This is a genomic window from Actinomadura sp. NBRC 104425, from assembly GCF_030269545.1.
Taxonomy (GTDB): domain Bacteria; phylum Actinomycetota; class Actinomycetes; order Streptosporangiales; family Streptosporangiaceae; genus Spirillospora; species Spirillospora keratinilytica.
Genome location: NZ_BSTN01000008.1, coordinates 1 through 20,593, shown reverse-complemented (window position 1 = coordinate 20,593; position 20,593 = coordinate 1). Strand labels below are relative to the sequence as shown.

At 73.5% G+C, this 20,593-nt stretch carries 17 protein-coding genes and 2 pseudogenes; 10 read left to right on the top strand and 9 right to left on the bottom strand.

Features of this window, described 5'->3' with window-relative positions; genetic code table 11:
* Positions 1-71: 71 nt before the first annotated feature.
* On the top strand, positions 72-956 hold the full coding sequence (locus QSK22_RS14510) for a phosphatase PAP2 family protein (RefSeq protein WP_285494666.1): 885 nt from the start codon (positions 72-74) through the stop codon (positions 954-956).
* A gap of 90 nt (positions 957-1,046) precedes the next feature.
* Here QSK22_RS14510 and QSK22_RS14505 read toward each other — a convergent pair whose 3' ends face one another.
* Positions 1,047-1,421, bottom strand: coding sequence for a hypothetical protein (locus tag QSK22_RS14505; protein ID WP_285494665.1), 375 nt, complete (start codon positions 1,419-1,421; stop codon positions 1,047-1,049).
* A gap of 154 nt (positions 1,422-1,575) precedes the next feature.
* Positions 1,576-2,211, bottom strand: coding sequence for a PadR family transcriptional regulator (locus QSK22_RS14500; RefSeq protein WP_285494664.1), 636 nt, complete (start codon positions 2,209-2,211; stop codon positions 1,576-1,578).
* Positions 2,212-2,321: 110 nt separating this feature from the next.
* Here QSK22_RS14500 and QSK22_RS14495 point away from each other — a divergent pair, with 110 nt between their 5' ends.
* The 3 genes from QSK22_RS14495 to QSK22_RS14485 all read left to right on the top strand — a co-directional run bounded on the left by QSK22_RS14495 (position 2,322) and on the right by QSK22_RS14485 (position 4,826).
* The gene (locus tag QSK22_RS14495; protein ID WP_285494663.1) at positions 2,322-2,654 is read left to right on the top strand and encodes a YnfA family protein; all 333 of its coding nucleotides are present in this window, start codon (positions 2,322-2,324) and stop codon (positions 2,652-2,654) included.
* 242 nt (positions 2,655-2,896) lie between these two features.
* Positions 2,897-4,171, top strand: coding sequence for a TrkH family potassium uptake protein (locus tag QSK22_RS14490; RefSeq protein WP_285494662.1), 1,275 nt, complete (start codon positions 2,897-2,899; stop codon positions 4,169-4,171).
* Positions 4,164-4,826 (top strand): potassium channel family protein, encoded by a 663-nt coding sequence (locus QSK22_RS14485; protein ID WP_285494661.1) that lies wholly within the window; start codon positions 4,164-4,166, stop codon positions 4,824-4,826. The genes QSK22_RS14490 and QSK22_RS14485 overlap by 8 nt, the downstream gene beginning before the upstream one ends.
* 34 nt (positions 4,827-4,860) lie before the next feature.
* Here QSK22_RS14485 and QSK22_RS14480 read toward each other — a convergent pair whose 3' ends face one another.
* The 5 genes from QSK22_RS14480 to QSK22_RS14460 form a co-directional block, all read right to left on the bottom strand.
* Positions 4,861-6,138 carry an ArsB/NhaD family transporter gene (locus QSK22_RS14480; RefSeq protein ID WP_285494660.1) on the bottom strand — a complete coding sequence of 426 codons (1,278 nt, stop codon included), beginning with the start codon at positions 6,136-6,138 and terminating at the stop codon, positions 4,861-4,863.
* A gap of 524 nt (positions 6,139-6,662) precedes the next feature.
* Positions 6,663-8,294: an ABC transporter permease gene (locus tag QSK22_RS14475; RefSeq protein ID WP_285494659.1), complete on the bottom strand. Its 1,632-nt coding sequence runs from the start codon at positions 8,292-8,294 to the stop codon at positions 6,663-6,665.
* Complete coding sequence (locus tag QSK22_RS14470; RefSeq protein WP_285494658.1) at positions 8,291-9,208, bottom strand: ABC transporter ATP-binding protein; 918 nt, start codon at positions 9,206-9,208, stop codon at positions 8,291-8,293. Before QSK22_RS14470 ends, QSK22_RS14475 begins: the two co-directional genes overlap by 4 nt.
* 234 nt (positions 9,209-9,442) lie before the next feature.
* Positions 9,443-10,177 (bottom strand): TetR/AcrR family transcriptional regulator, encoded by a 735-nt coding sequence (locus tag QSK22_RS14465; RefSeq protein ID WP_285494657.1) that lies wholly within the window; start codon positions 10,175-10,177, stop codon positions 9,443-9,445.
* A 96-nt stretch (positions 10,178-10,273) separates the two neighbouring features.
* Positions 10,274-10,711, bottom strand: coding sequence for a hypothetical protein (locus QSK22_RS14460; protein ID WP_285494656.1), 438 nt, complete (start codon positions 10,709-10,711; stop codon positions 10,274-10,276).
* 229 nt (positions 10,712-10,940) lie between these two features.
* Between QSK22_RS14460 and QSK22_RS14455 the strand changes: the two genes are divergently transcribed.
* From QSK22_RS14455 to QSK22_RS14435, 5 genes are all read left to right on the top strand, one after another.
* Complete coding sequence (locus tag QSK22_RS14455; RefSeq protein WP_285494655.1) at positions 10,941-11,702, top strand: IclR family transcriptional regulator; 762 nt, start codon at positions 10,941-10,943, stop codon at positions 11,700-11,702.
* 117 nt (positions 11,703-11,819) lie between these two features.
* Positions 11,820-12,809: a PDR/VanB family oxidoreductase gene (locus QSK22_RS14450; protein WP_285494654.1), complete on the top strand. Its 990-nt coding sequence runs from the start codon at positions 11,820-11,822 to the stop codon at positions 12,807-12,809.
* A gap of 17 nt (positions 12,810-12,826) precedes the next feature.
* Positions 12,827-14,029, top strand: a complete 1,203-nt coding sequence (locus tag QSK22_RS14445; RefSeq protein ID WP_285494653.1) for a cytochrome P450 — start codon at positions 12,827-12,829, stop codon at positions 14,027-14,029.
* A gap of 45 nt (positions 14,030-14,074) precedes the next feature.
* Positions 14,075-14,524 (top strand): metallophosphoesterase family protein, encoded by a 450-nt coding sequence (locus tag QSK22_RS14440; protein ID WP_352231451.1) that lies wholly within the window; start codon positions 14,075-14,077, stop codon positions 14,522-14,524.
* Between the two features lie 225 nt (positions 14,525-14,749).
* Entirely contained in the window at positions 14,750-16,132 is a 1,383-nt protein-coding gene (locus QSK22_RS14435) for a nucleobase:cation symporter-2 family protein (RefSeq protein WP_285494652.1), read from the top strand.
* 1,440 nt (positions 16,133-17,572) lie between these two features.
* On the opposite strand, the pseudogene QSK22_RS14430 reads toward QSK22_RS14435, so the two are convergent.
* A pseudogene (locus tag QSK22_RS14430) lies at positions 17,573-18,548 on the bottom strand (IS481 family transposase).
* Positions 18,549-19,003: 455 nt separating this feature from the next.
* On the opposite strand from QSK22_RS14430, the gene QSK22_RS14420 reads away from it, so the two are divergent.
* Positions 19,004-19,288 carry a PD-(D/E)XK nuclease family protein gene (locus tag QSK22_RS14420; RefSeq protein ID WP_285494651.1) on the top strand — a complete coding sequence of 95 codons (285 nt, stop codon included), beginning with the start codon at positions 19,004-19,006 and terminating at the stop codon, positions 19,286-19,288.
* Here QSK22_RS14420 and QSK22_RS14415 read toward each other — a convergent pair.
* A pseudogene (locus tag QSK22_RS14415) lies at positions 19,270-19,812 on the bottom strand (IS5 family transposase); the annotation flags it as partial. The gene QSK22_RS14420 and the pseudogene QSK22_RS14415 sit on opposite strands and share 19 nt — an antisense overlap.
* Positions 19,813-20,593: the final 781 nt, after the last annotated feature.

The following is a 20,593-nucleotide window of genomic DNA, read 5'->3' as shown; positions in this document are numbered from 1 at the left end:
GACGCTTCCTTTTATTTCCCTGTCACGACACCCTTGATTCGGGCGGCCTTCACGATGAAGTGGAGTTCTCGGTGCTGCCTGTGCGCGTCCCCACCCCCTTGCCGCACGGCGGCCGGCCCGATGCCGACCGCACCCCCCGTGGGAGGAGCAGGTGGAAGGCCGTCCTCCCGCCGCCGGGCCGATGGCGCCGCCCGCTGCGGGAGCTGGCGCTGGTCGCGCTGCTGTTCGCCGCCTACAAGCTGGGCCGTCTGCTCGGCGCCCACCACATCCAAGAGGCGTTCGCCAACGCCGGACGGCTGTGGGACCTCGAACGCGCCCTGCGGCTCCCCAGCGAGGAGACCCTGCAGGACCTGTTGCTGGAGCTGCCGTCCCCGGCGGTCGTCGCGGCCAACGCCTACTACAAGTACGTGCACTTCCCGGCCACCGCGCTGTTCTTGGTGTGGACGTACGTGCGGCGCCCCTGGCACTACCGGTGGGCGCGGACGGTGCTGGCGGTGATGACGGGCGTGGCGCTGGCGGTCCACATCGCCGTGCCGCTCGCCCCGCCGCGCATGCTGAGCGGCCTGGGGTTCGTCGACACCGGCGCGGTGTACGGGCCGGGCGTGTACGGCCCCGCGCACGACGCCGGCATGGCCAACCAGTTCGCCGCCATGCCTTCCCTGCACGTGGGGTGGGCCGTGTTCGTCGCCGTCAGCCTCATCCTGTCGTGCCGCACCAGGTGGCGGTGGCTGTGGCTGGCGCACCCGGTCGCGACGCTCGGCGTTGTCATCGGCACCGCCAACCACTACTGGCTGGACGGGGCCGTCGCGCTGGTGATCCTCGCCGTCGTCATGCTCGTGCTGCGCCCGCCCGAGCGGCCGCGCCGGAAACGGGCCCGCGACCGTCAGGAGCATCCGGACGCCGCCGCCCCCGGCTCCGGCAAGAGCACCGCGCCGCAGGCCCCCGTGGCCGCATAGGGCGGGGGCGCGCCACGCGGCCGTCGCGGCGCTCGGCCGTTTGCGGCCCGTCCGTGCCGGCCGTGCGCGGCCGGGAGGGGGCCGCCGGGCTCAGGAGCCGTCGGAGCGGCCGGGGTTCTCCAGGCGGAAGAAGGTGCTCTGCGACCCGTCCGCCTTGTGCTCCTGGTAGATGAAGTTGAGGTTGCGCTCGTCGAAGGTGGCGAACCAGTCGTCCCAGGAGATCTCCCGCAGGTTCTCGCTGCGGGAGCCGCCGGGGAAGTCGAGCAGGAGCCTGCCCGGCCGGCCCCCGTACTCGCTGCCCGGCACCGTGGCGGGCTTGGCGCCGCGCTCCTCGGCCCACTGCCGGATCGAGTCGTGGTCGGTGGTCACCAGGCTGCGGCCGGGACGGTCCTCGTGCTCCTCCGGCGAGGTCACGTGCTGCTGGTACCGGTGCTCTCCCTCGATGGGGCGGCCCGAGTCCGACATGGCACTCCTCCTCAGGTGATGCTGGTCGGTACGGCGGTCGCCCCTACCCCGGAGAAATCACATCAAAAGCGAACAAAGCAAACTTGGAGGGGTGCGGGCCGCGCCTTTCCCCTCGGCTTCTCCCTCGGCCTCTCCCTCGGCCTCACGCCCGGCCTCAGCCGGCTTCGCCCGGCCTGCCCGCGGCTCGCCCGGCGGGGCGCCGGTGGTGCGCCCGCCACTCGTCCATGCCCGCGAACGCGCCCGAGCGCAGCGCGGCGACCAGCCGGCGGATCCACTCCACTTCGGCCTGCCCGACCGCGATCCGGTAGTCGTCCTCGATCAGGTGCAGGTCCGCCACGCCCAGGGCCCTGGTCTCGGCCATGCGGGCGCGGTAGGCGTCGAGGCGTTCGGCGACCCGCTCCGCGCGCCGCTCCAGCAGCTCCACGGCCTCCTCGGGCGGCAGGGCGGGCAGCAGCGACAGCCCGGCCACGAAGCGCGGGAACTCGTGGTGGGGCTCGCCGATGAGCTCCCGGAGCCAGTCGCGGATCTCGCGGCGCCCGCGGTCGGTCAGCGCGTACACGGTGCGCTCGGGCCGCCGCCCCGACCGCGTCGTCCCGGCCTCCTCGATCAGGCCCTCGCGGTGCAGCGCGCGCACCACCGTGTACAGCGAGCCGTACTTGATGTTGATGCTGTCCTGCTTCTCGCGTTCGCGCAGCGTGGTGACCATCTCGTAGGCGTGCATCGGCCGCTCCTGCAGCAGGACCAGCACGGCCAGCGCCAGCGGATTGCCGATCTTCCGTTCTGCGGTCATGGCCCCTCTCCGGTCGCGCCCAACCCTAGCCTCGCCCGGCCCGGCGGCGGGGGAGCGGGACGCCGCCCGGCACACGCCGGCGGACGGCGGGGCCGGTAACCTCGCGGGGCATGACGGTGCTGCGTTCCCTGGTGCTGTTCGGGCTGGCCGCCGTTGCGGAGATCGGCGGCGCGTGGCTGGTGTGGCAGGGCCTGCGCGAGCACCGCGGCTGGCTGTGGACGGTCGCCGGGGTGGCGGCGCTCGGCGCGTACGGGTTCGTCGCAACGTTCCAGCCGGAGGCGCACTTCGGGCGGATCCTGGCCGCCTACGGGGGCGTGTTCGTGGCCGGGTCGCTGGTGTGGGGCGTCGTCATGGACGGATTCCGCCCCGACCGGTGGGACGTCGCGGGCGCCGTCGTCTGCCTCGCCGGAGTGGCGGTCATCATGTACGCGCCGCGCGGCTGACCCTCCGTCACCGCCCTGCGTGACCTGGGCCACGGGCGGCATCCAGCGTTTCGCGGTCGCGGGTCGTGGTGGAATGGCTAGCGTTGTCTCGGAACATCGGCTGACCTGCGTCTCTCCGGAGGTGCTCCATCATCCCCGTTCGCGGCCGGGCGATCCGGCGGGCGGCTGCGCGCCCGGCGGCCGCGCCGCTGGGCCGGTTCCGGCACCCGGCGCAGGCGGTCGTCACCGGGTTCGGTCTCGCCGTGGCCGCCGGCACCCTCCTGCTGTCGATGCCCGCGGCGACCGAGGGGGACACGTCGGCCCGGTTCCTGGACGCGCTGTTCACCGCCACCTCGGCGGTCTGCGTCACCGGCCTGGTGACCGTCGACACCGCCGCGCACTGGTCGCTGTTCGGCGAGCTGGTCATCCTGGGGCTGATCCAGGCGGGCGGCCTGGGCATCATGACCCTGGCCACGGTGTTCGCACTGGTGATGTCGCGGCGGCTGGGGCTGCGCGCCCGGCTAGTGGCGCAGGCCGAGACCAAGACGCTGCGCAGCACCGACGTGCGGCGGGTGCTGCGCAACGTGGTGCTGTTCAGCCTGGCCTCCGAGACCCTGGTGGCCGCGGCGCTGACGGCGCGGTTCGCGGTCGCCTACGACGACTCTGTCGCCCGGGCCGCCTACCACGGCGTCTTCCACGCCGTCTCGGCGTTCAACAACGCCGGGTTCGCGCTGTGGCCCGACAGCCTGGTCCGGTTCGCCGCCGACCCGTGGATCATCCTGCCGATCTGCGCCGCGGTCATCGTCGGCGGGCTCGGCTTCCCCGTGGTGTTCGAGCTGGCCCGGTCCTGGCGGCGCCCGCGCGGCTGGTCGGTGCAGACCCGCGTCACCGTCGCCGTCACCGCGGCGCTGCTGGCCGGCGGCACCCTGGTGCTGACCGCCGCCGAGTGGAACAACCCCGCCACCCTCGGCGGGCTCAGCGAGCCCGGCCGCTGGCTGGCCGGGTTCACCGCCGCCGTCATGCCCCGCTCGGGCGGCTTCAACAGCATCGACGTGGCGCACATGCGCGCCGAGAGCTGGCTGGCCACCGACGTGCTGATGTTCATCGGCGGCGGCAGCGCGGGCACCGCGGGCGGCATCAAGGTCACCACGTTCGGGCTGCTGGCGTTCGTGGTGTGGGCGGAGATGCGCGGCGACACCCGGGTCCACGTGGGCCGCCGCCGGCTGCCCGAGGGCACCCAGCGGCAGGCCGTGGCGATCGCCCTGCTCGGCGTGGGGCTGGTGGTGGCCGCCACGTTCACGCTCATGGCGCTCACCGCGCACAACCTGGACCGGGTGCTGTTCGAGGTCGTCTCAGCGTTCGGCATCGTGGGCCTGAGCACCGGCATCACCGCCGACCTGCCGTCCTCCGGGCACATCCTGCTCATCGTGCTGATGTTCGTGGGCCGCACCGGTCCGCTGACGTTGGCGAGCGCGCTGGCGCTGCGCGAACGCGTCCGGCGCTACGAACTACCCGAGGAGCGACCCATCGTTGGCTGACACACGACACGACCCGGTGGTGGTGATCGGGCTGGGCCGGTTCGGTACGGCGCTGGCCCTGGAACTGGCCGCGCGCGGCACCGAGGTGCTGGCCATCGACCGCCGGCCCAAGATCGTGCAGGGACTGGCCGGGCGGATCACCCAGATCGCCGCCGCCGACGCCACCGACCTGGAGGCGCTGCGCGAGCTGGGCGTGGCCGAGTTCTACCGCGCGGTCGTGGCCATCGGCGGCGACCTTGAGTCCAGCATCCTGGTCACCTCCCTGCTGGTGGAGCTGGGCGTCGACGACATCTGGGCCAAGGCCGTCACCCACCAGCACAAGCGCATCCTGGAGCGGATCGGCGCCCACCACATCGTGCTGCCCGAGCACGACATGGGCGAGCGCGTCGCCCACCTGGTCAGCGGCCGCATGCTCGACTACATCGAGCTGGACGACGGCTACGCGCTGGTCAAGACGCACCCGCCCAGGGAGTTCGTCGGGGTGCCGCTCGGCGAGACCAAGCTGCGCAGCAAGCACGGCGTGACCGTGGTGGCCGTCAAGCCCAAGGGCGAGTCGTTCACCTACGCCACCGCGGACACGGTGCTGCAGTACGGCGACGTCGTCCTGGTCGCCGGGCCCGCCGGCAAGGCCGAGCGGTTCGCCGAACGGCTGTGACCGCGCCCCGGCGGCGCGGCGCCGGGCGGGCCCGTCACAGGTAGCGCAGCCACAGGTACGGCGTCGCCAGCGCCACCGACAGCAGGGTGACGACCAGCCCGTACCGGGTGAACCGCCAGAAGCTGATGGGCGTGCCGTTGCGGGCGGCGAGGCCGAGGACGACGACGTTGGCGGAGGCGCCGACGGCGGTGGCGTTGCCGCCCAGGTCCGCGCCGAGCGCCAGGGCCCACCACAGCACCTGTCCGGCGCCGCCGTGCTGCTGGGCCAGGTCGGCGACGATCGGGCTCATCGTGGCGACGTAGGGGATGTTGTCGACGATCGCCGACAGCGCCGCCGAGGCCCACAGCAGCATCATCGCGGCGACGGCCAGGCGCCCCTCGGTCGCGTCCGCCGCGGCCTCGGAGATGTCGGCGATGACGCCCGCCTTCACCAGCCCGCCGACCATGACGAACAGCCCGGCGAAGAACACCAGCGTCGGCCACTCCACCTCGGCCAGCGCGTCCTCGGTGGTGACGCGGGTGGCGGCCACCAGCAGCCCCGCGCCCAGCAGCGCCACCACCGACGGCTCGTAGTGCAGCACCGGATGCAGCACGAACGCGGCGATGACGACGCCCAGCACCGCCAGGCTCTGGGCCAGCAGCCGCCGGTCGGTGATGGCCTCCTTCTCCTCCAGGGCCATGACCGCCGAGGCCCGCTCGGGGTCGTAGCGGAACGCCGAGCGGAACAGCCACCGGCACAGCAGGCAGAACGCCGCCGTCAGCAGCACGATGAACGGCGCCAGGTGGACCAGGAAGTCGTTGAAGGTCAGGCCGCCGCGGCTGGCGATGATGATGTTGGGCGGGTCGCCGACCAGCGTGGCGGTGCCGCCGATGTTGGAGGCCATGACCTCGGCGATCAGGTACGGCTCGGGGCGCAGTTCGAGCCGGTCGCACACCAGGAAGGTGACGGGGGCGATGAGCAGCACGGTGGTGACGTTGTCCAGCAGCGCCGAGGCCCCCGCGGTGAGCAGCACCAGCATGACCAGCAGCCGGTAGGGGCGCCCCCGGGCGCGTTTGGCGGCCCAGATCGCCAGGTACTCGAACACGCCGGTCTGCCGCAGCACCGAGACGATGACCATCATCCCCAGCAGCAGGAACACCACGTTCCAGTCGATGCCGGTGTCCTCGGCGAAGAACGCCGCGCGGGCGTCGGTGACGTGCAGCAGCAGCATCAGCCCGGCGCCGCCGAGGGCCACCGCGGTGCGGTGGATCTTCTCCGTCGCGATCAGGACGTACGCCCCGACGAAGATCACGATGGCGATGGCGGCGGTCACGGAACCCCTCCTGCTCGGCGGATGCGTCGGTGTGGACTGCGGCGCGGACGGCGCGGCGGAGCGCCATCGGCTACGTCGTCGGCTACGTCGTCGGCTACGTCGTCGGCTACGTCGTCGGCTACGTCGTCGGCTACGTCGTCGGATACGCCGTCGGACGCGCTGTCGGGAGGGCGCCGAGGCCGTGCGAGGGGGCGGAGGGCCCGGCGGGGCGGCGAGGTCATGGGCGGTCGGCTCTCAACGACAGCTGGAAACGGACGCCGACCAGACTTCCCGGCACACCGGGCACGACCTTAACGCCATTTCGGTGCCCGTGCTACCAGGCGCTTCCGCGTGAAGACCGCAGGGGCGGAGCGGGCGGCACGCCGCGAGAGTGCAGAACCCGCTCCGCGCCGCGGGACACTCTACTCTTCCGCACCGGGTGAGATCATCCGGCGCCAGGCCCCGCCGGGCCGCGCCGAAAGGGGGGACACCCCTCCTCCCGCGGGCGGCCGGTAGCGGGGGAGGGGCGCGCTCGAGCGGGGACCTCAGCCCGGGGACAGGTCCCTTCGGCGGAAGCCGCCCATGCCGGCGGCCGTCAGCACGGCGGCGGCCGCCGCCAGCCACACCAGCGGCGCAGCGGTGAACTCGCCGCCCGGCAGCTCGGGGACGTGGTCGAACGGGGAGACGTCCCGCACCCACTGGTCCATCCGCAGCGTCGGCCCGAACAGCGAGATCACGACGACGGCGGCGTACCCGCCCCAGCTCGCCGCCGCCGCCCGCGGCGCCAGCCCGACCAGCGCGACCGCCGCGGCCGCGACCGTCCATACCGCGGGCAGCTGCGCCAGCGCCGCGCCGGCCACGCGCGGCACCCAGCCGCCCGCGTCCCCGGAGTCCAGCCCGTGGACCAGGCCGGCGGCGGTGCCCGCGACGGCCAGCGCCGCCGCGGGCCCCAGCAGGGGGAACACCAGGTGTGCGGCCTGCCAGCGGAGCCGCCCCACGGCCGCGGCCAGCACCGGTTCGGCGCGCAGGGACGCCTCCTCGGCCCGCATCCGCAGCACCGCCGACACCGCGTACCCCGCCGCGAACACGCCCAGCAGGCCCGTCGCCGAGGCGAAGTAGGCGTCGGTGATCGCGGTCCGCCCGCCCAGCCGCGTCACGATCTCCTCCAGGCCGGGGTTGTCCTTCACCAGGTCGCCGACCCCGTCGGCCACCCCGCCGAACACCACCCCCAGGGCGGCGAACCCGGCCAGCCAGCCGTACAGCGGACGGCTGTGCAGCCGCCACGCCAGCCCGAACGGGCCGGACAGGGACACAGGCGCCTCGGCGGGACCGAGGGACGGCGGCAGGATGCCCGCGCCCACGTCCCGCCGCCCCGACAGCATGCCCGCGGCCGCGACCAGCACGGCGACCAGTGCGGCGCCGAGCAGCAGGACCCACCACCGCTCGTCCCCGAAGGGCGCCAGCCGGGTGCCCCAGCCGAGCGGCGAAAGCCACGACAGCCACTGCAGGCCGTTGCCCCGCCCGCCGGCGTCGGCCGCCATCCGGACCGCGAACGCGGCGCCGAGCGCGGCGACCGAGAGCCCGCGCGCCGCCCCCGCGCCCTCGGTGACCTGCGCGGCGACCGCGGCGGCCGCGGCGAACACCCATCCGGCCATGGTGAACTGCAGGCCGAGCGCCACCGCCCCGGCCGCGGACACGCCCCCGGCCGCCATCGCGGCCGCGGTCAGCGCGCCCAGCACCGCGCTCGCCCCCATGGCGACCAGCAGCGCCGCGGCGAGCCCGGCGCCGCGGCCCAGCACGGTGGCGCCGAGCAGCTCGCGGCGCCCGGTCTCCTCCTCCACCCGGGTGTGCCGGATCACCGTCAGCGCGCAGACCAAAGCGACGATCACCGGGATGAACCCGGCCCGCTGCGCGGCCAGCGCACCCGGGTCGGTGCCGTGCAGCGGCCCGTACAGGGCCAGGAACGTGGGGCTGGTCCCGGACGTGCGGGCGTACCGCAGGCGGTCCGCCTCGGTCGGGAACAGCCCCTCGAAGCTCGCGACGAAAGCGGCCGGCATGACGGCGATCAGCAGCACCCAGATCGGCAGGACCGCCCGGTCGCGGCGCAAAATCAGCCGGACCATCGCGCCGGTGCCCACCAGCGCATGCCCCGCGCCCCGGTTCTCCGCGCCGCTCATCGCACGGCCTCCCGCGGCCGCTCGTCCTGGTAGTGGCGCAGGAACAGCTCCTCCAGGGTGGGCGGCCGACTGGTCAGGCTGCGAACCCCGACGGACGTCAGCCGCCGCAGCACCTCGTCCAAGGCGGCGGTGTCCACCTCGCAGCGCACCCGGCGGCCGTCGACGCGCAGGCCGTGCGCGCCGGGCAGGTCGCGCAGCCCGTCGGGCGGCGCCGCCAGCTCGGCGTCGATGGACGTGCGGGTCAGGTGCCGCAGCTCGGCCAGGGTGCCGGTCTCGACGGCGCGGCCCTTGCGGATGATCGTCACCCGGTCGCACAGCGCCTCGACCTCGGACAGGATGTGGCTGGACAGCAGCACGGTGCGGCCCCGGTCGCGCTCCTCGCGGACGCACTCCTGGAAGACCTCCTCCATGAGGGGGTCCAGGCCGGAGGTCGGCTCGTCCAGGACGAGCAGGTCCGCGTCCGAGGCCAGCGCGGCCACCAGACCGACCTTCTGCCGGTTGCCCTTGGAGTAGGCGCGGCCCTTCTTCCTCGGGTCCAGCTCGAACCGCTCCAGCAGCTCGTCGCGGCGCCGCCGGTCCAGGCCGCCGCGCATGCGGCCGAGCAGGTCGATCACCTCGCCGCCGGACAGGTTCGGCCACAGCGTCACGTCGCCGGGGACGTAGGCCAGGCGCCGGTGCAGGCGGGTGGCGTCCTTCCAGGGGTCGCCGCCCAGCAGCCGGGCGGTGCCGCCGTCGGCACGCAGCAGGCCGAGCAGGATCCTGATGGCGGTGGACTTGCCCGCTCCGTTGGGACCGAGGAAGCCGTGCACCTCGCCGGCGCGGACGGTCAGGTCGAGCCCGTCCAGCGCCCGTGTCCGGCCGAACGTCTTGACCAGACCGGACACCTCGATGGGGAGCGTGCTGTGTTGTGTCATGGAAACACCTCGTGCAGGTGTGTGCAGCTGGATGACAGGGTGGATGACAGGTGGATGCGGTGCGGGTGGAAGCGGTCGCCGCGGCTCTCCGGTGTGAAGCGGGGGACCGGCGTGAAGGGAGGGAACGGACGGTGTCCGTGACACGGCGGGCGGTGTCGCCGCTGCCGGTCTCGCCGCCTGCCCGCGGCACGCCCCGGCGACCTGCCGCGGCGGGGACCGGCGCGGGGCCGCCGGTTATCGGGCGGGCGGGTCGGAGTCGGCCTCGCGCGCGGCGGCGTCCGAGGTCGGGATGCGCTGGTCCGGATCGGACTCGGCTTCCCCCGGCGCGGAGGCCCGCAGCTCCGCCAGGGCGGCCCGGGCCTGCGCCATCAGGCCCGGGTCCATCAGGTCGTCGGTGAGGATGTCGAGCATGGCGAGGGCCATGCGCGGGTAGCCCGCGGGCGTGAGCGGGTCGGCGCCGAGGTTGCGCGTCAGGTGCTCGTGCAGCACGACCGACCCGAAGGCCATCGCGCACATGACGGCCGCGTACGCGTGCGGGTCGTCGGTCTCGGCCGGGGCCAGGCCCTCCGCGCCGTTGGCGATGATGTCCTCGGTGAACGCGACCGCGTCGTCGAACAGCCGCGCCGCCGCCTCCGACCCGTCGACCAGGGCCCGGGCCACGTAGCGCTGCACCGACAGCGCCAGGGTGAGCGCGCCGGGCAGGAACCCCGGGGTGGCCACGCCGCCCTTGAGGGCCTCCTGCTTGGTCTCCCGGATGACCGCCATGACGTACTCGTCGCACGCCCGGCGCAGCGCCTCCTTCGAACCGAAGTGGTGCTGCACCAGCCCGGGGGACACCCCCGCGGCCCTGGCGATCCCGCGAATCGTCGCGCCGCTGACGCCGTGTTCGGCGAACTCCCGCAGCGCCGCGTCGCGGATCCGCGCGCGCGCCGTCAGGTCCTCGTCCGCCCGTGACTCGTTGACTGCCACACCCCCATCGTGCAATACAAGCGTTCAATGTGCAATACGCTCGTATTGCCGATCGGGTGTGCTCCCTGCCACAGGCCCGGGACCGGCCCGCCGGGGTCAGCGGGGCGTCGACCCGCCACCGGGCGTCTGCAGGGACTCCATGCAGGTCTTGAAGGCATCCTGCGCCTTGACCGGGTCGAATCCGGGCGGCGGGGCGGTGGCCTGGCCGGGGTCCGGCAGCTTCACCCCCTGCTTCTCCAGGCAGGCCGCGAGGGTCTTGTACGCGCTCGGCGTGACCGTGGGCGTGGCGCGGCGGCGCGGGGCGCCCTCGGCGCCCGTCGCGGCCCGCGGCGTGCTGCCCGGCGTCGCCGTCGCCGCCGACGCGGACGGCGAACCCGGCGCGGGGGCGGACGTGGCCCCGGAAGGGGCGGCCGACACCGTGGGCGGCGCCGCGTCTGCGCCGCTGCCGTCGTCGCCCCCGCCGCAGGCCGTCAGGGCCAGCGCGGGCACGACAAGAAACGCCATCGCGTGACGTCGGATCGCTGTGCGTGCCACCTGTGATCCTCCCGTGACGATGGACGTGCCGTGCGCGAACGGGGGTCGAGCGGGGGTGGGCGCCCTTCGCGCGGGGGCGCCGTCCAAGGATGCCAAGGAGTGTCCGCCGCGGTAATTCACGCCGTGACAAAGATCGGGCGGCCGTCGCTCACCCGCGTGAGCAACCGCGGCTTCCGCCCAGCGGAAACGCTTGTGGACGCGGCGGCCCCCGGTGCGTCCACCATGGCCCATGAGGACGTCGGCGGCGGGCGAGTCCGTCCTGTCCCGTGTGGTGCGGATCTTCGAGGCGTTCGGCCCCGACGACCGGGCCCTGGGCGTGACGCAGATCGCACGGCGGGCCGGGCTGCACGTGGCCACGGCCTCCCGGCTGGTGGACGAGCTGGTGCGGCACGGCTGGCTGCGCCGCGACCCCGACCGGCGCGTCCGCATCGGCGTGCGCATGTGGGAGCTGGCGTCCCGCGCGTCCCCCGCGCTGAGCCTGCGCGAGGCCGCCATGCCGTACATGGAGGATTTGCACGCCGTCGTCGGCCACCACACCCAGCTCGGCGTGCTGGAGGGCCGCGAGGTCCTGTTCATCGAACGGCTGTCGTCCCCCGAGGCCGTGGTCAACCTGACCCGGATCGCCGGGCGGCTCCCCGCGCACGTGTCGTCCAGCGGGCTGGTGCTGCTCGCCCACGCCCCGCGCGAGCTGCAGGAGAGCGTCCTGGCCGGGCCGCTGGCCGCCTACACCCCGCACACGGTCACCGACCCCGGGCGGCTGCGCGCCGTGCTCGCCGACGTCCGCCGCAGCGGCGTGGCGTTCTGCCGCGGCTACGTCGACGAACGCGCCGCCGGCATCGCCGTCCCGCTGCGCGACGCCGACGGCGCGGTGGTGGCGGCGCTGTCGGTGGTCGTGCCCAACGACGACAACGCCCGCATGCAGATCCCCGCCCTCAAGGCCGCCGCGCGGGGCGTCTCCCGCGCGATGAGCCCCGGCATGCCCCGCCCCTGACCGGAGCCCGCCCCTCGCCTTTCTCATTCAGCGAGAAGGCTCTGGTGACGCGCACCACATCCGAATCATGCTCGGTCTGCCCCTGGTGCCCCTGCCCCTGGTCGACGAGGAGGACCCATGGCGACAGACCTGCCCGCCCCCGGAACCGAGCCCGTCCCGCCCGGCCCCGCCGCGATGCGGTTGCGCGTGGCCGCCAAGACCCCCGTGGCCGACGGCGTCGTCGCGTTGACGCTGACCGCGCCCGACGGGCGCCGCCTGCCCGACTGGACGCCCGGCTCCCATATCGACCTGGTGCTGCCCGGCGGCCTGACCCGCCAGTACTCCCTGTGCGGCGACCGCTGGGACGCCCACGCCTACCGCATCGGCGTGCTGCGCGAACCCGCCGGGCGCGGCGGCTCGGCCTACATCCACGACGTGCTGGAGGTGGGCGGCACCGTCGCCATCGGCGGCCCGCGCAACAACTTCCGGCTCGTGCCCTCCGACCGCTACCTGTTCATCGCCGGCGGGATCGGCATCACCCCCCTGCTGCCGATGATCCGCCAGGCCGACATGCTCGGCGCCGACTGGCGGCTGCTGTACGGCGGCCGGTCCCGCGCCACCATGGCCTTCCTCGAGGAGCTCGCGCCCTACGGCGACCGGGTCGCCGTCGTACCGCAGGACGAGCACGGCCTGCTCGACCTGCCCGCCTGGCTGCCCGCCGAGGCCAGGGCCGACACCAAGGTCTACTGCTGCGGCCCCGCCCCGCTGCTCGACGCCGTCGAACGCCGCTGCGCCGCCTGGCCGCCCGGCCTGCTGCGCACCGAGCGGTTCGTCCCCCGCGACACCGGAGCCGCCCGCGACGAGCCCTTCCAGGTGGAGCTGCGCCGCTCGGGCGTGTCGCTGCCGGTCGCCCCCGGACAGTCGGTGCTGCAAGCCGTCAGCGCCGCGGGTGTCAACGTCCTGTCGTCATGCCGGCAGGGGCTGTGCGGCACGTGCGAGACCGGCGTGCTCGACGGCGTCCCCGACCACCGCGACTCGATCCTCGACGACGACGAGCGCGCCGCGGGCGACTGCATGTTCATCTGCGTGTCCCGCGCCCGCTCCGAACGCCTCGTCCTCGACCTGTGACCCCGGAGGAACCCCCCATGACCACCGCCGCCCTGCCCTCCAGCGACGCCGACCCGTTCGCCCCCGACGTCCTGGACGACCCCTTCCCCCTGCACGCCGCCCTACGGAACGCCGGGCCCGTCGTGCACCTGACCCGTTACGACGTCTACGCCCTGGCGCGCTACGAACACGTGCACGCCGCCCTGACCGACTGGCAGTCCCTGCAATCGGGGGCCGGGGTGGGCCTGAGCAACTTCCGCTACGAGAAGCCCTGGCGCCCCCCGAGCCTCCTCCTGGAGGCCGACCCGCCCCGCCACGACGCCCCCCGCGCCGTACTGGCGAAGATCCTCGGCCCGCGCGCACTGCGGCGCCTGCGGGAGGCCTGGTTCGCCGACGCCGAGAAACTCGTGGACGAGGTGCTCGCGGACGGCGACGAGTTCGACGCCGCCACCCGCCTCGCCCAGGCGTTCCCCCTGCGCGTGTTCCCCGACGCCGTGGGCCTGCCCAAGGAAGGCCGCGACAACCTCCTCCCGTACGGCGACCACGCCTTCAACGCCTTCGGCCCGCCCAACGCCCTGGTGAAGAAGGGCGAGCCGCGCGTGCCGGAACTCGCCCGCTGGGTGGGGGAGCAGTGCCGCCGCGAACGGCTTGCCGCAGGGGGATTCGGCGCGCAGATCTGGGCGGCGGCCGACCGCGGAGACATCACCCACGACCAGGCCCCGCTCGTCGTCCGCTCCCTGCTGACCGCCGGGGTGGACACCACCGTGCACGGCCTCGCCGCGGTGCTGCACGCGTTCGCCGCCCACCCCGACCAGTGGCGGCGCCTCCGCGACGACCCCGCGCTCGCACGCGTCGCCTTCGACGAGGCGGTGCGCTGGCAGTCGCCCGTGCAGACGTTCTTCCGGACCGCCGCACGCGACCTCGCCATCGCCGGCCACCGCATACCGGACGGCAGCAAGGTGCTCATGTTCCTGGGCGCCGCCAACCGCGACCCCCGCCGCTGGCGCGATCCCGACGTTTTCGACCTGTCCCGCGACCCGTCCGGCCATGTGGGCTTCGGCATGGGCATCCACCAGTGCGTCGGCCAGCACGTCGCGCGCCTGGAGGCCGAAGCCCTGCTCACCGCCCTGGCCCGTCGCGTCGAACGCATCGAACCCCTGGGGGCGCCCCGGCGGCACCTCAACAACACCCTGCGCGCCTGGGAGTCCCTGCCGGTGCGCGTCCACCCGCTGCGACAATGACACCGTGAGGGTCGTGGTCGTCTCCGACACGCACGCGCCGCGGCGCTGGCGCTCCTGCCCGCCCCGGGTCGCCGAGCACCTGCGCCGCGCCGACGTGATCCTGCACGCGGCGACGTCTGCACGGCCGACGTCCTCGACGAACTGTCCGCCTACGCGCCCGTCCACGCCGTCCTGGGCAACAACGACGGCCCCGACGTGGCCGCCTGGGGCGCCCCGGAACGCCTGGAACTCGACCTGGGCGGGCTGCGCGTCGCCATGGTCCACGACAGCGGCCAGGCCAAGGGCCGCACGGCCCGCATGCGCCGCTGGTTCCCCGACGCCGACCTGGTCGTCTTCGGCCACTCCCACATCCCCATGGACCAGACCGGCGACGGCGTCCGCATCTTCAACCCCGGCTCGCCCACCGACCGGCGCCGCCAGCCCCACGGCACCATCGGCGAACTCGACATCCGGGACGGGCGCCTGGCCGAAGCCAGGATCATCCCCGTCACCTGACGCCTCAGGGGTGGGCCGCGCCGTCGGACATGGGCGGCTTTCTCTACGATGTCGGACGGTACAGGCAGGACAGCCCCAGCCGACCGGCTCCACGTCACCGGACAGCGGACGGCACCGCCCACGGTCCGGATCGTTCCAAGCCCCTTCCGAGCGGGGCCCGGGAACGCGCCTTGGGGGCGTGCCTCGGGGCGGCGGGCGCTCTACCTTCGGGAAGGCACAACGGACATGGCCCAAGACGAACCCCGCAAGCACCCGGTCGACGAGGTGCTGCCCGTCACCAGGCTGGCGGTCTACGGCTTCCAGCACCTCCTGGCGTTCTACGCCGGCGCCGTCGTGGTGCCCATCCTGGTCGCGGGCGCGATCGGCCTGTCCGACGAACAGCTCGTCTACCTGATCAACGCCGACCTGTTCACCTGCGGCATCGCCACGATCATCCAGTCCTGGGGGTTCTGGCGGATCGGCATCCGGCTGCCCATCGTGCAGGGCGTGACGTTCACCGCCGTCGCCCCCATGATCGCCATCGGGCAGGGCGCCGAGAACGGCACCGCTGCGCTGCTGGCCATCTACGGCGGCACCATCACCGCCGGAATCGCCACCTTCCTGGCCGCACCGCTCCTCGGCCGCCTGGTCCGCTTCTTCCCGCCGGTGGTCACCGGCACCGTCCTGACCGTCATGGGCGTCGTGCTGCTGCCCAACGCCCTCACCGACGCGGCGGGCGGCGCCGAGGCCAAGACCGTCACCAAGGACTTCGGCAGCTGGAAGCACCTGCTCTACGCCGGCGGCACGCTGCTGTTCATCCTGCTCCTGCACCGGCTGCGCCGCCCGTTCCTCAGCAGCATCGCCGTCCTGCTCGGCCTGGTGGGCGGCACCCTCGTGTCGTACCTGCTCGGCGACACCCGCTTCGACCAGGTCGGCCGCTCCGACTGGTTCGGCGTCACCACCCCCTTCCACTACGGCGCCCCCACCTTCCACATCGGCGCCATCGTGGCGATGATGCTGGTCATGCTGGTCACGGTGGTGGAGACCGTGGGCGACGCCAAGGCCACCGGCGAGATCGTCGGCCGCCGCGTCACCGACGACGACATCACCCGCGCCCTGCGCGCCGACGGCCTGTCCACCTTCCTCGGCGGCGCGCTGAACGCCTTCCCCTACACCTGCTTCGCCCAGAACGTCGGCCTCATCCGCCTCACCGGCGTCCGCAGCCGCTTCGTCGTGGTCGCCGCCGGAATCCTCATGATGGTGCTGGGCCTGTTCCCCAAGGCCGCCGCCTACGTCGCGTCCATCCCCAGCGACGTCCTCGGCGGCGCCGCCGTCGCCATGTTCGGCATGGTCGCCGTCGTCGGCATCCAGACCCTCGCCAAGGCCGACCTGCGCGACGAACGCAACGCCCTCGTCGTGGCCGTCAGCGTCGGCGTCGCGCTGCTGCCCGCGACCGTCCCCGCCTTCGGCGAGAACATGCCTCGGGACGTCGCCGCCATCCTCAACAGCGGCATCACCCTCGGCAGCCTGACGGCCATCGTCCTGAACCTGGTGTTCAACGTGCTCACCCGCAGGTCCCCGCAGAATTCCGGCGAAGCCCGCACCACGGAGACCGCCCCGGCCGCCTGACGACCGCCCGGCGCCTCACCGGCCCTCGTACCGGTGGGGCGCCCGCTGCCGGACGGCCATCCGCTCGGCCGCGAGAAGGCACCCCCGCATGCGCATCGAGATAGAAGTCACAGCCCGCCGCCACCCCTGACGCCCACCCGTCACCCGGACCGATGTGAGGACCCGCTGCCTTTTCGGGGGCTCGTCGCAGGCGACGGCATCGCTGCCCGTCAGGTCCATCCGGCATGTGGTCGTCACCTGTGAGATCAGCCCGGCGCCGGAAGGGCGCGTGCCTAACAGGCCACCAGGACACAGATCCGGTCGACCACGGGCGGCTGACCTATTGCAGCCGCGCCGAGGGGGCATCGGCGCGCCCCCCGGCGACCCGCTGCCGCTGCACAGGTCGACCAGGACGAGGCCGACAGGGCGGCGGCCGGGGCTTCGCATGGTGGGCCGGGCAGCAGCCGGCACGGGCGGCCGCGACCGGTAGTGCGCCGATCGAGGCGGGCTGGACGACCACCACCAGCACCGGATCTCCTCGTTGGGCAGCGGCTTGCCGTGCAGTCGCCCGCCCGCCTGGGCGCACACGTGGTGTGCGCCCTTGCCGACAGCCAACACCGGGAACACTGCGTACCCGCTGCTCACCGGGCCGGTTTCATGTCGTGTCCGCTTGGTCACGGGCGGCCGGGTCCCTGTAAGGGGTCCGTCGACGTCACCAGACCGGGTGACAGCACCCCGGATCGTCAACGCCAGAGGCAATCGGTCATGCCCGGCGCCCAAGATTTCGCCTAACCGGTGACACGAAGAGGGCAAAGGGCAGCGGGACGGGCCGCTGGCGAGACACATGCGCGGGACGCGAGCGGCGTGTGCTTACGGGGGTTGCCCGGTCGGCCTGCCGCCGGCGGGGAGCACGCTGTGGCCGTCCAGCGCTGCATGTGAGGCCGATGCCTGCCATGGGAAGCGGAGCTCGCGGCGGCCCCGCATGCAGGGCATGCCCGCCTCGGACAGGCGCGGGTCAACGCCGGGGCCCGGCGGCGCCGCGCGGGCGGACGGGAACCGGCCGGAAGACCGGTGGGCGCCGGCTCAGACGGCGGGGATCTCCGAACGGCAGGTTGCGCACCAGCCAGAAGACCATGATCGGCGCGAACAGTGCCCAGATGAGCCATGGATCCCCCGCCTTGGCGTGGTCGGCCGGTCACCGGCTGGTGGGTGCCTCCACCACCGCCATTCGAGCCGGTCGGTACAGCGTTCGGCCGCGTTGCGGTGTCGGCGGGGCGGCCGCCATCCCGGTGTGCGGCGGGGCCGCTCGGCCCGCTCGCGGACGGCGGCGGCGATCCCACGGGCCCGCAGCACGCGGCGGACGGCGGCGGCGATCCCACGGGCCCGCAGCACGCGGCGGACGGCCCGGCTGTCCCTCCGCCCGCGCTGAAGAACTGAAAGCCAAGACTCACCGGACGTGGCCTAGGTGTGCTGTTCGGACAGGTTGGTCACGCGGTCGGCTGGGTTCGGCCTGCGATGCCGGTGTGGGGTCGGTGGTGGTTGTACCAGTCGAGCCAGTCGCCGAATGCGGCTTGTCGTTGGGTTTCTGAGGCGTAGGGCTGGTGGTGGGCCCATTCTCCGAGCAGGGTGCGGTGGAATCGTTCGACCTTGCCGTTGGTCTGGGGACGCCAGGGCGGGTCCAGCGGGGGCTGATGCGCAACTTCGTGTAGGTGGCGCGCCAAGTCGTCTTAATACAGGGCCCGGGCGTTGTCGGTCAGCACACGCCGGATGGCGATGCCGCGGGCGGCGAACCAGGCCGCGGCACGGACCAGGAACGCGGCGCAGGTGGCCGCGGTCTCATCGGCCGGGATCTCGGTGCAGGGTCGGGCGGGGTGCTCCGTCCGGGGCGGTGTGCGGGGGGAGGTGGCCGCCGCTGCCGCGGTGCGGGTTGGCGCGGCCCGCGGCGCCCCCGGGGGGCCTTGTGCCCGGCGCCGTCGGGGGTGCGGTCGAGTCTCTCAACGTCGATGTGGACCAGTCGCCGGGACGGGAGCGTCGTAGCGGCGGACTTGTTCGCCGGTGGTTCGGTCGCGTGCCGCCGGCGGCGCCATGCCGTGTCGCACCAGGATGCGGTGTGCGGTCGAGGGCGTGATGCCGGTGCGGGCGGGTCGGGCGGGCCGGTCCGATGCGATGCGCCCGGCGCAGAGCGATCACGTGCGCCTTGAGATCCGGCGGTGTCCGGTGGGGGCTGCGATGCGGTCGGCCGGGTGCGGTCGTGCGAGCCGGCCTCGCCGAGTTGCCGGTATCGGTTCGCCCGGCGGGCGGCGGTGGTGTGACTGACGCCGAAGTGTTCCGCGGCCCGGCGCAGCGGCCGGCTCTCCTCGACGGCACAGCGGGCCGGGCGCAGGCGTCCGGTCGGGGTCAGCGGGGCGTTGCGGTGGGACGCGAGGGCCTCCTGCAGTTCGGTGTGAATGTCGCATTCCACACCGGAACCAAGGCCCTCTTGCCGTTCAAGAACCGCCCAGGGCGTGTCGCCTGTCACCAACGTCCCCGGACAGCACAACTAGGCCGTGTCGTCAAAGTGTCATAGCCACATCAGCAGGGCGTCCAACGTGACGGCGGCCTGGTAGGAGCAGGCGGTCTTGCAGTAGCGGGTGGCGATGCCGCGCCACTGCTTGAGCCGGATGAAACACGTTCGATGACGTTGCGCCGCCGGTAGACCTGCTTGTCGAAGGCGGGTGGGCGGCCGCCGCGGCGTCCTTTGCGCAGCCGGTTGCGGATCTGGTCTGCCCGTTCGGGAATGGTGCAGGCGATGCCGCGGCGGCGCAGCCAGGCGGACGGCCCGGGTGCTGTAGCCTCACCGAGGGGTTCCGGGACGCCGAGCAGTCCGCCCGCTACCGCGAGCGCGCCCGCGAGATGGTGGAGCGCTACACCGCCCGGCTCGACCCCGATGACGAGCCGGTGGGGGTGGAGCGCACCGTGGCGACCCGCACCGACCGCATCGCGGTGTCGGGCCGCATCGACCGGCTGGACGACCGCGGCTGCGAGCTGGTGGTCGTCGACTACAAGACGGGCCGCCACGTCCTCACCGCCGACGACGCGCGCGGCTCCCTGGCGCTGGCGCTGTACGCGCTGGCCGCCGCGTCGAGCTGCACCACCTGCCCAGCGGCAAGGTCGCGGTGCTTGTCCGCGACCAGGTGATCGGGGCGCACGCGGGGGCGGCCCAATCCCGAGCCGCGGGACCCGGATCGCCGCCATCACCGCGGTGAAGCGGGTGCAGTCATTGACGTTGCCGCCGGTCACCCACCAATGCCGGTGGGCGTCCTCTGCCGTCGCAGGCCAGATGGATCTTGCTCGTCAGCCCGCCCCGCGAGCGGTCGAGCGCCCGGCGCCCTTTTTTCGGGTGCCGGCGGCGTGGCGCGCACGATGGTGGAGCTCACCGCCGCCAGCCAGTCGAGGTCCCCGGCCGCATCCGCCCGTGCGTGAGCGGCCTGCAGCATCCGGGTGAAGGTGCCGTCGGCCGCCCACCAGCGGAAGCGGGTGTGCAGCGACCGCCACGAGCCATAGCGTTCGGGCACGTCCCGCCAGGCCGCCCCGGAACGGAACTTGAACACGATCCCGTTCGGCACCCGCCGGTCGTCAGCCCGCGGTCGGCCCAGCCGCTGCTTGAGCAGCGGCTCCGGCATGGCACACTCGGCATCGGTCAGTTCATGGCGACGAACCACGCCCTACATGATCCACATCAACCGACCAGCCCACAGCCACTTCGACGACACCGCCAGGTTGTGTCCGGTGGATCTTAAGCTTTCGTTGCGGTCGGTCTTGAGTCCGAGGTGGGCGGCAGCCGGGGTGTCCGCCGTCTGTCGCGGGCCTGGGGCATCGCCGCCGCCGTCTGCCGACGCGCCGGTCAGCGGGGCGCCCGCCCGTCTCGATGCGGCCGCCCTGCCGACGCCGCAACGTGGCCGAACTCGTGTCGGCCGACTCAGATGACGGCGCGATGCCGGCCACCCGCTGCGCCGAGCTCTTCTGTCACTACCGGTCCGGTGCCCTGGTCACCGCACTGCCCCGGACCCACCATGATCCACCGAACACGGCCTAAGGAAGCGTGTTGCCGCAGGTGGCAGTCGGTGAGACGGGCGGATGCCCGCGGTGCCAGGGCGGGCTGTCCCAGAAGGGGCGGTGTGGACATGCCACGGACGGTGCGGGCGCCGATTTGACGTCACGGCGCAGAGGACGTAACTTGTTCGTTCGGCCCTAGGGGAAGCGAGACGCCCAGGTGCGGCGGCTGTCCCAAGGGGACCATCATCAATCTCTCCCTGGCAACATCCTTCTACGGGCGTCGTGCACGCCTGCGGGCGGACCGCCGGGAGCGGCCCGAATTTGACAATCGGGCCGGATCTGATGAAATAGCACGGCCGTCCGGAAGGCGCCGCGAAAGCAGCGTCGGAAGGGCGGATACCGGAAAAGACCGGGAAATTGACAGCCCGATCGGATCTGGTAGATTAA

Excerpts from the sequence above, each read along its gene's own strand:
- QSK22_RS14505 (WP_285494665.1), bottom strand. The coding sequence starts at position 1,421 with ATGTCGGACTCGGGCCGCCCCATCGAGGGAGAGCACCGGTACCAGCAG.
- QSK22_RS14500 (WP_285494664.1), bottom strand. The coding sequence starts at position 2,211 with ATGACCGCAGAACGGAAGATCGGCAATCCGCTGGCGCTGGCCGTGCTG.
- QSK22_RS14495 (WP_285494663.1), top strand. The coding sequence starts at position 2,322 with ATGACGGTGCTGCGTTCCCTGGTGCTGTTCGGGCTGGCCGCCGTTGCG.
- QSK22_RS14475 (WP_285494659.1), bottom strand. The coding sequence starts at position 8,294 with ATGAGCGGCGCGGAGAACCGGGGCGCGGGGCATGCGCTGGTGGGCACC.
- QSK22_RS14470 (WP_285494658.1), bottom strand. The coding sequence starts at position 9,208 with ATGACACAACACAGCACGCTCCCCATCGAGGTGTCCGGTCTGGTCAAG.
- QSK22_RS14455 (WP_285494655.1), top strand. The coding sequence starts at position 10,941 with ATGAGGACGTCGGCGGCGGGCGAGTCCGTCCTGTCCCGTGTGGTGCGG.
- QSK22_RS14450 (WP_285494654.1), top strand. The coding sequence starts at position 11,820 with ATGGCGACAGACCTGCCCGCCCCCGGAACCGAGCCCGTCCCGCCCGGC.
- QSK22_RS14445 (WP_285494653.1), top strand. The coding sequence starts at position 12,827 with ATGACCACCGCCGCCCTGCCCTCCAGCGACGCCGACCCGTTCGCCCCC.
- QSK22_RS14435 (WP_285494652.1), top strand. The coding sequence starts at position 14,750 with ATGGCCCAAGACGAACCCCGCAAGCACCCGGTCGACGAGGTGCTGCCC.
- QSK22_RS14420 (WP_285494651.1), top strand. The coding sequence starts at position 19,004 with ATGGTGGAGCGCTACACCGCCCGGCTCGACCCCGATGACGAGCCGGTG.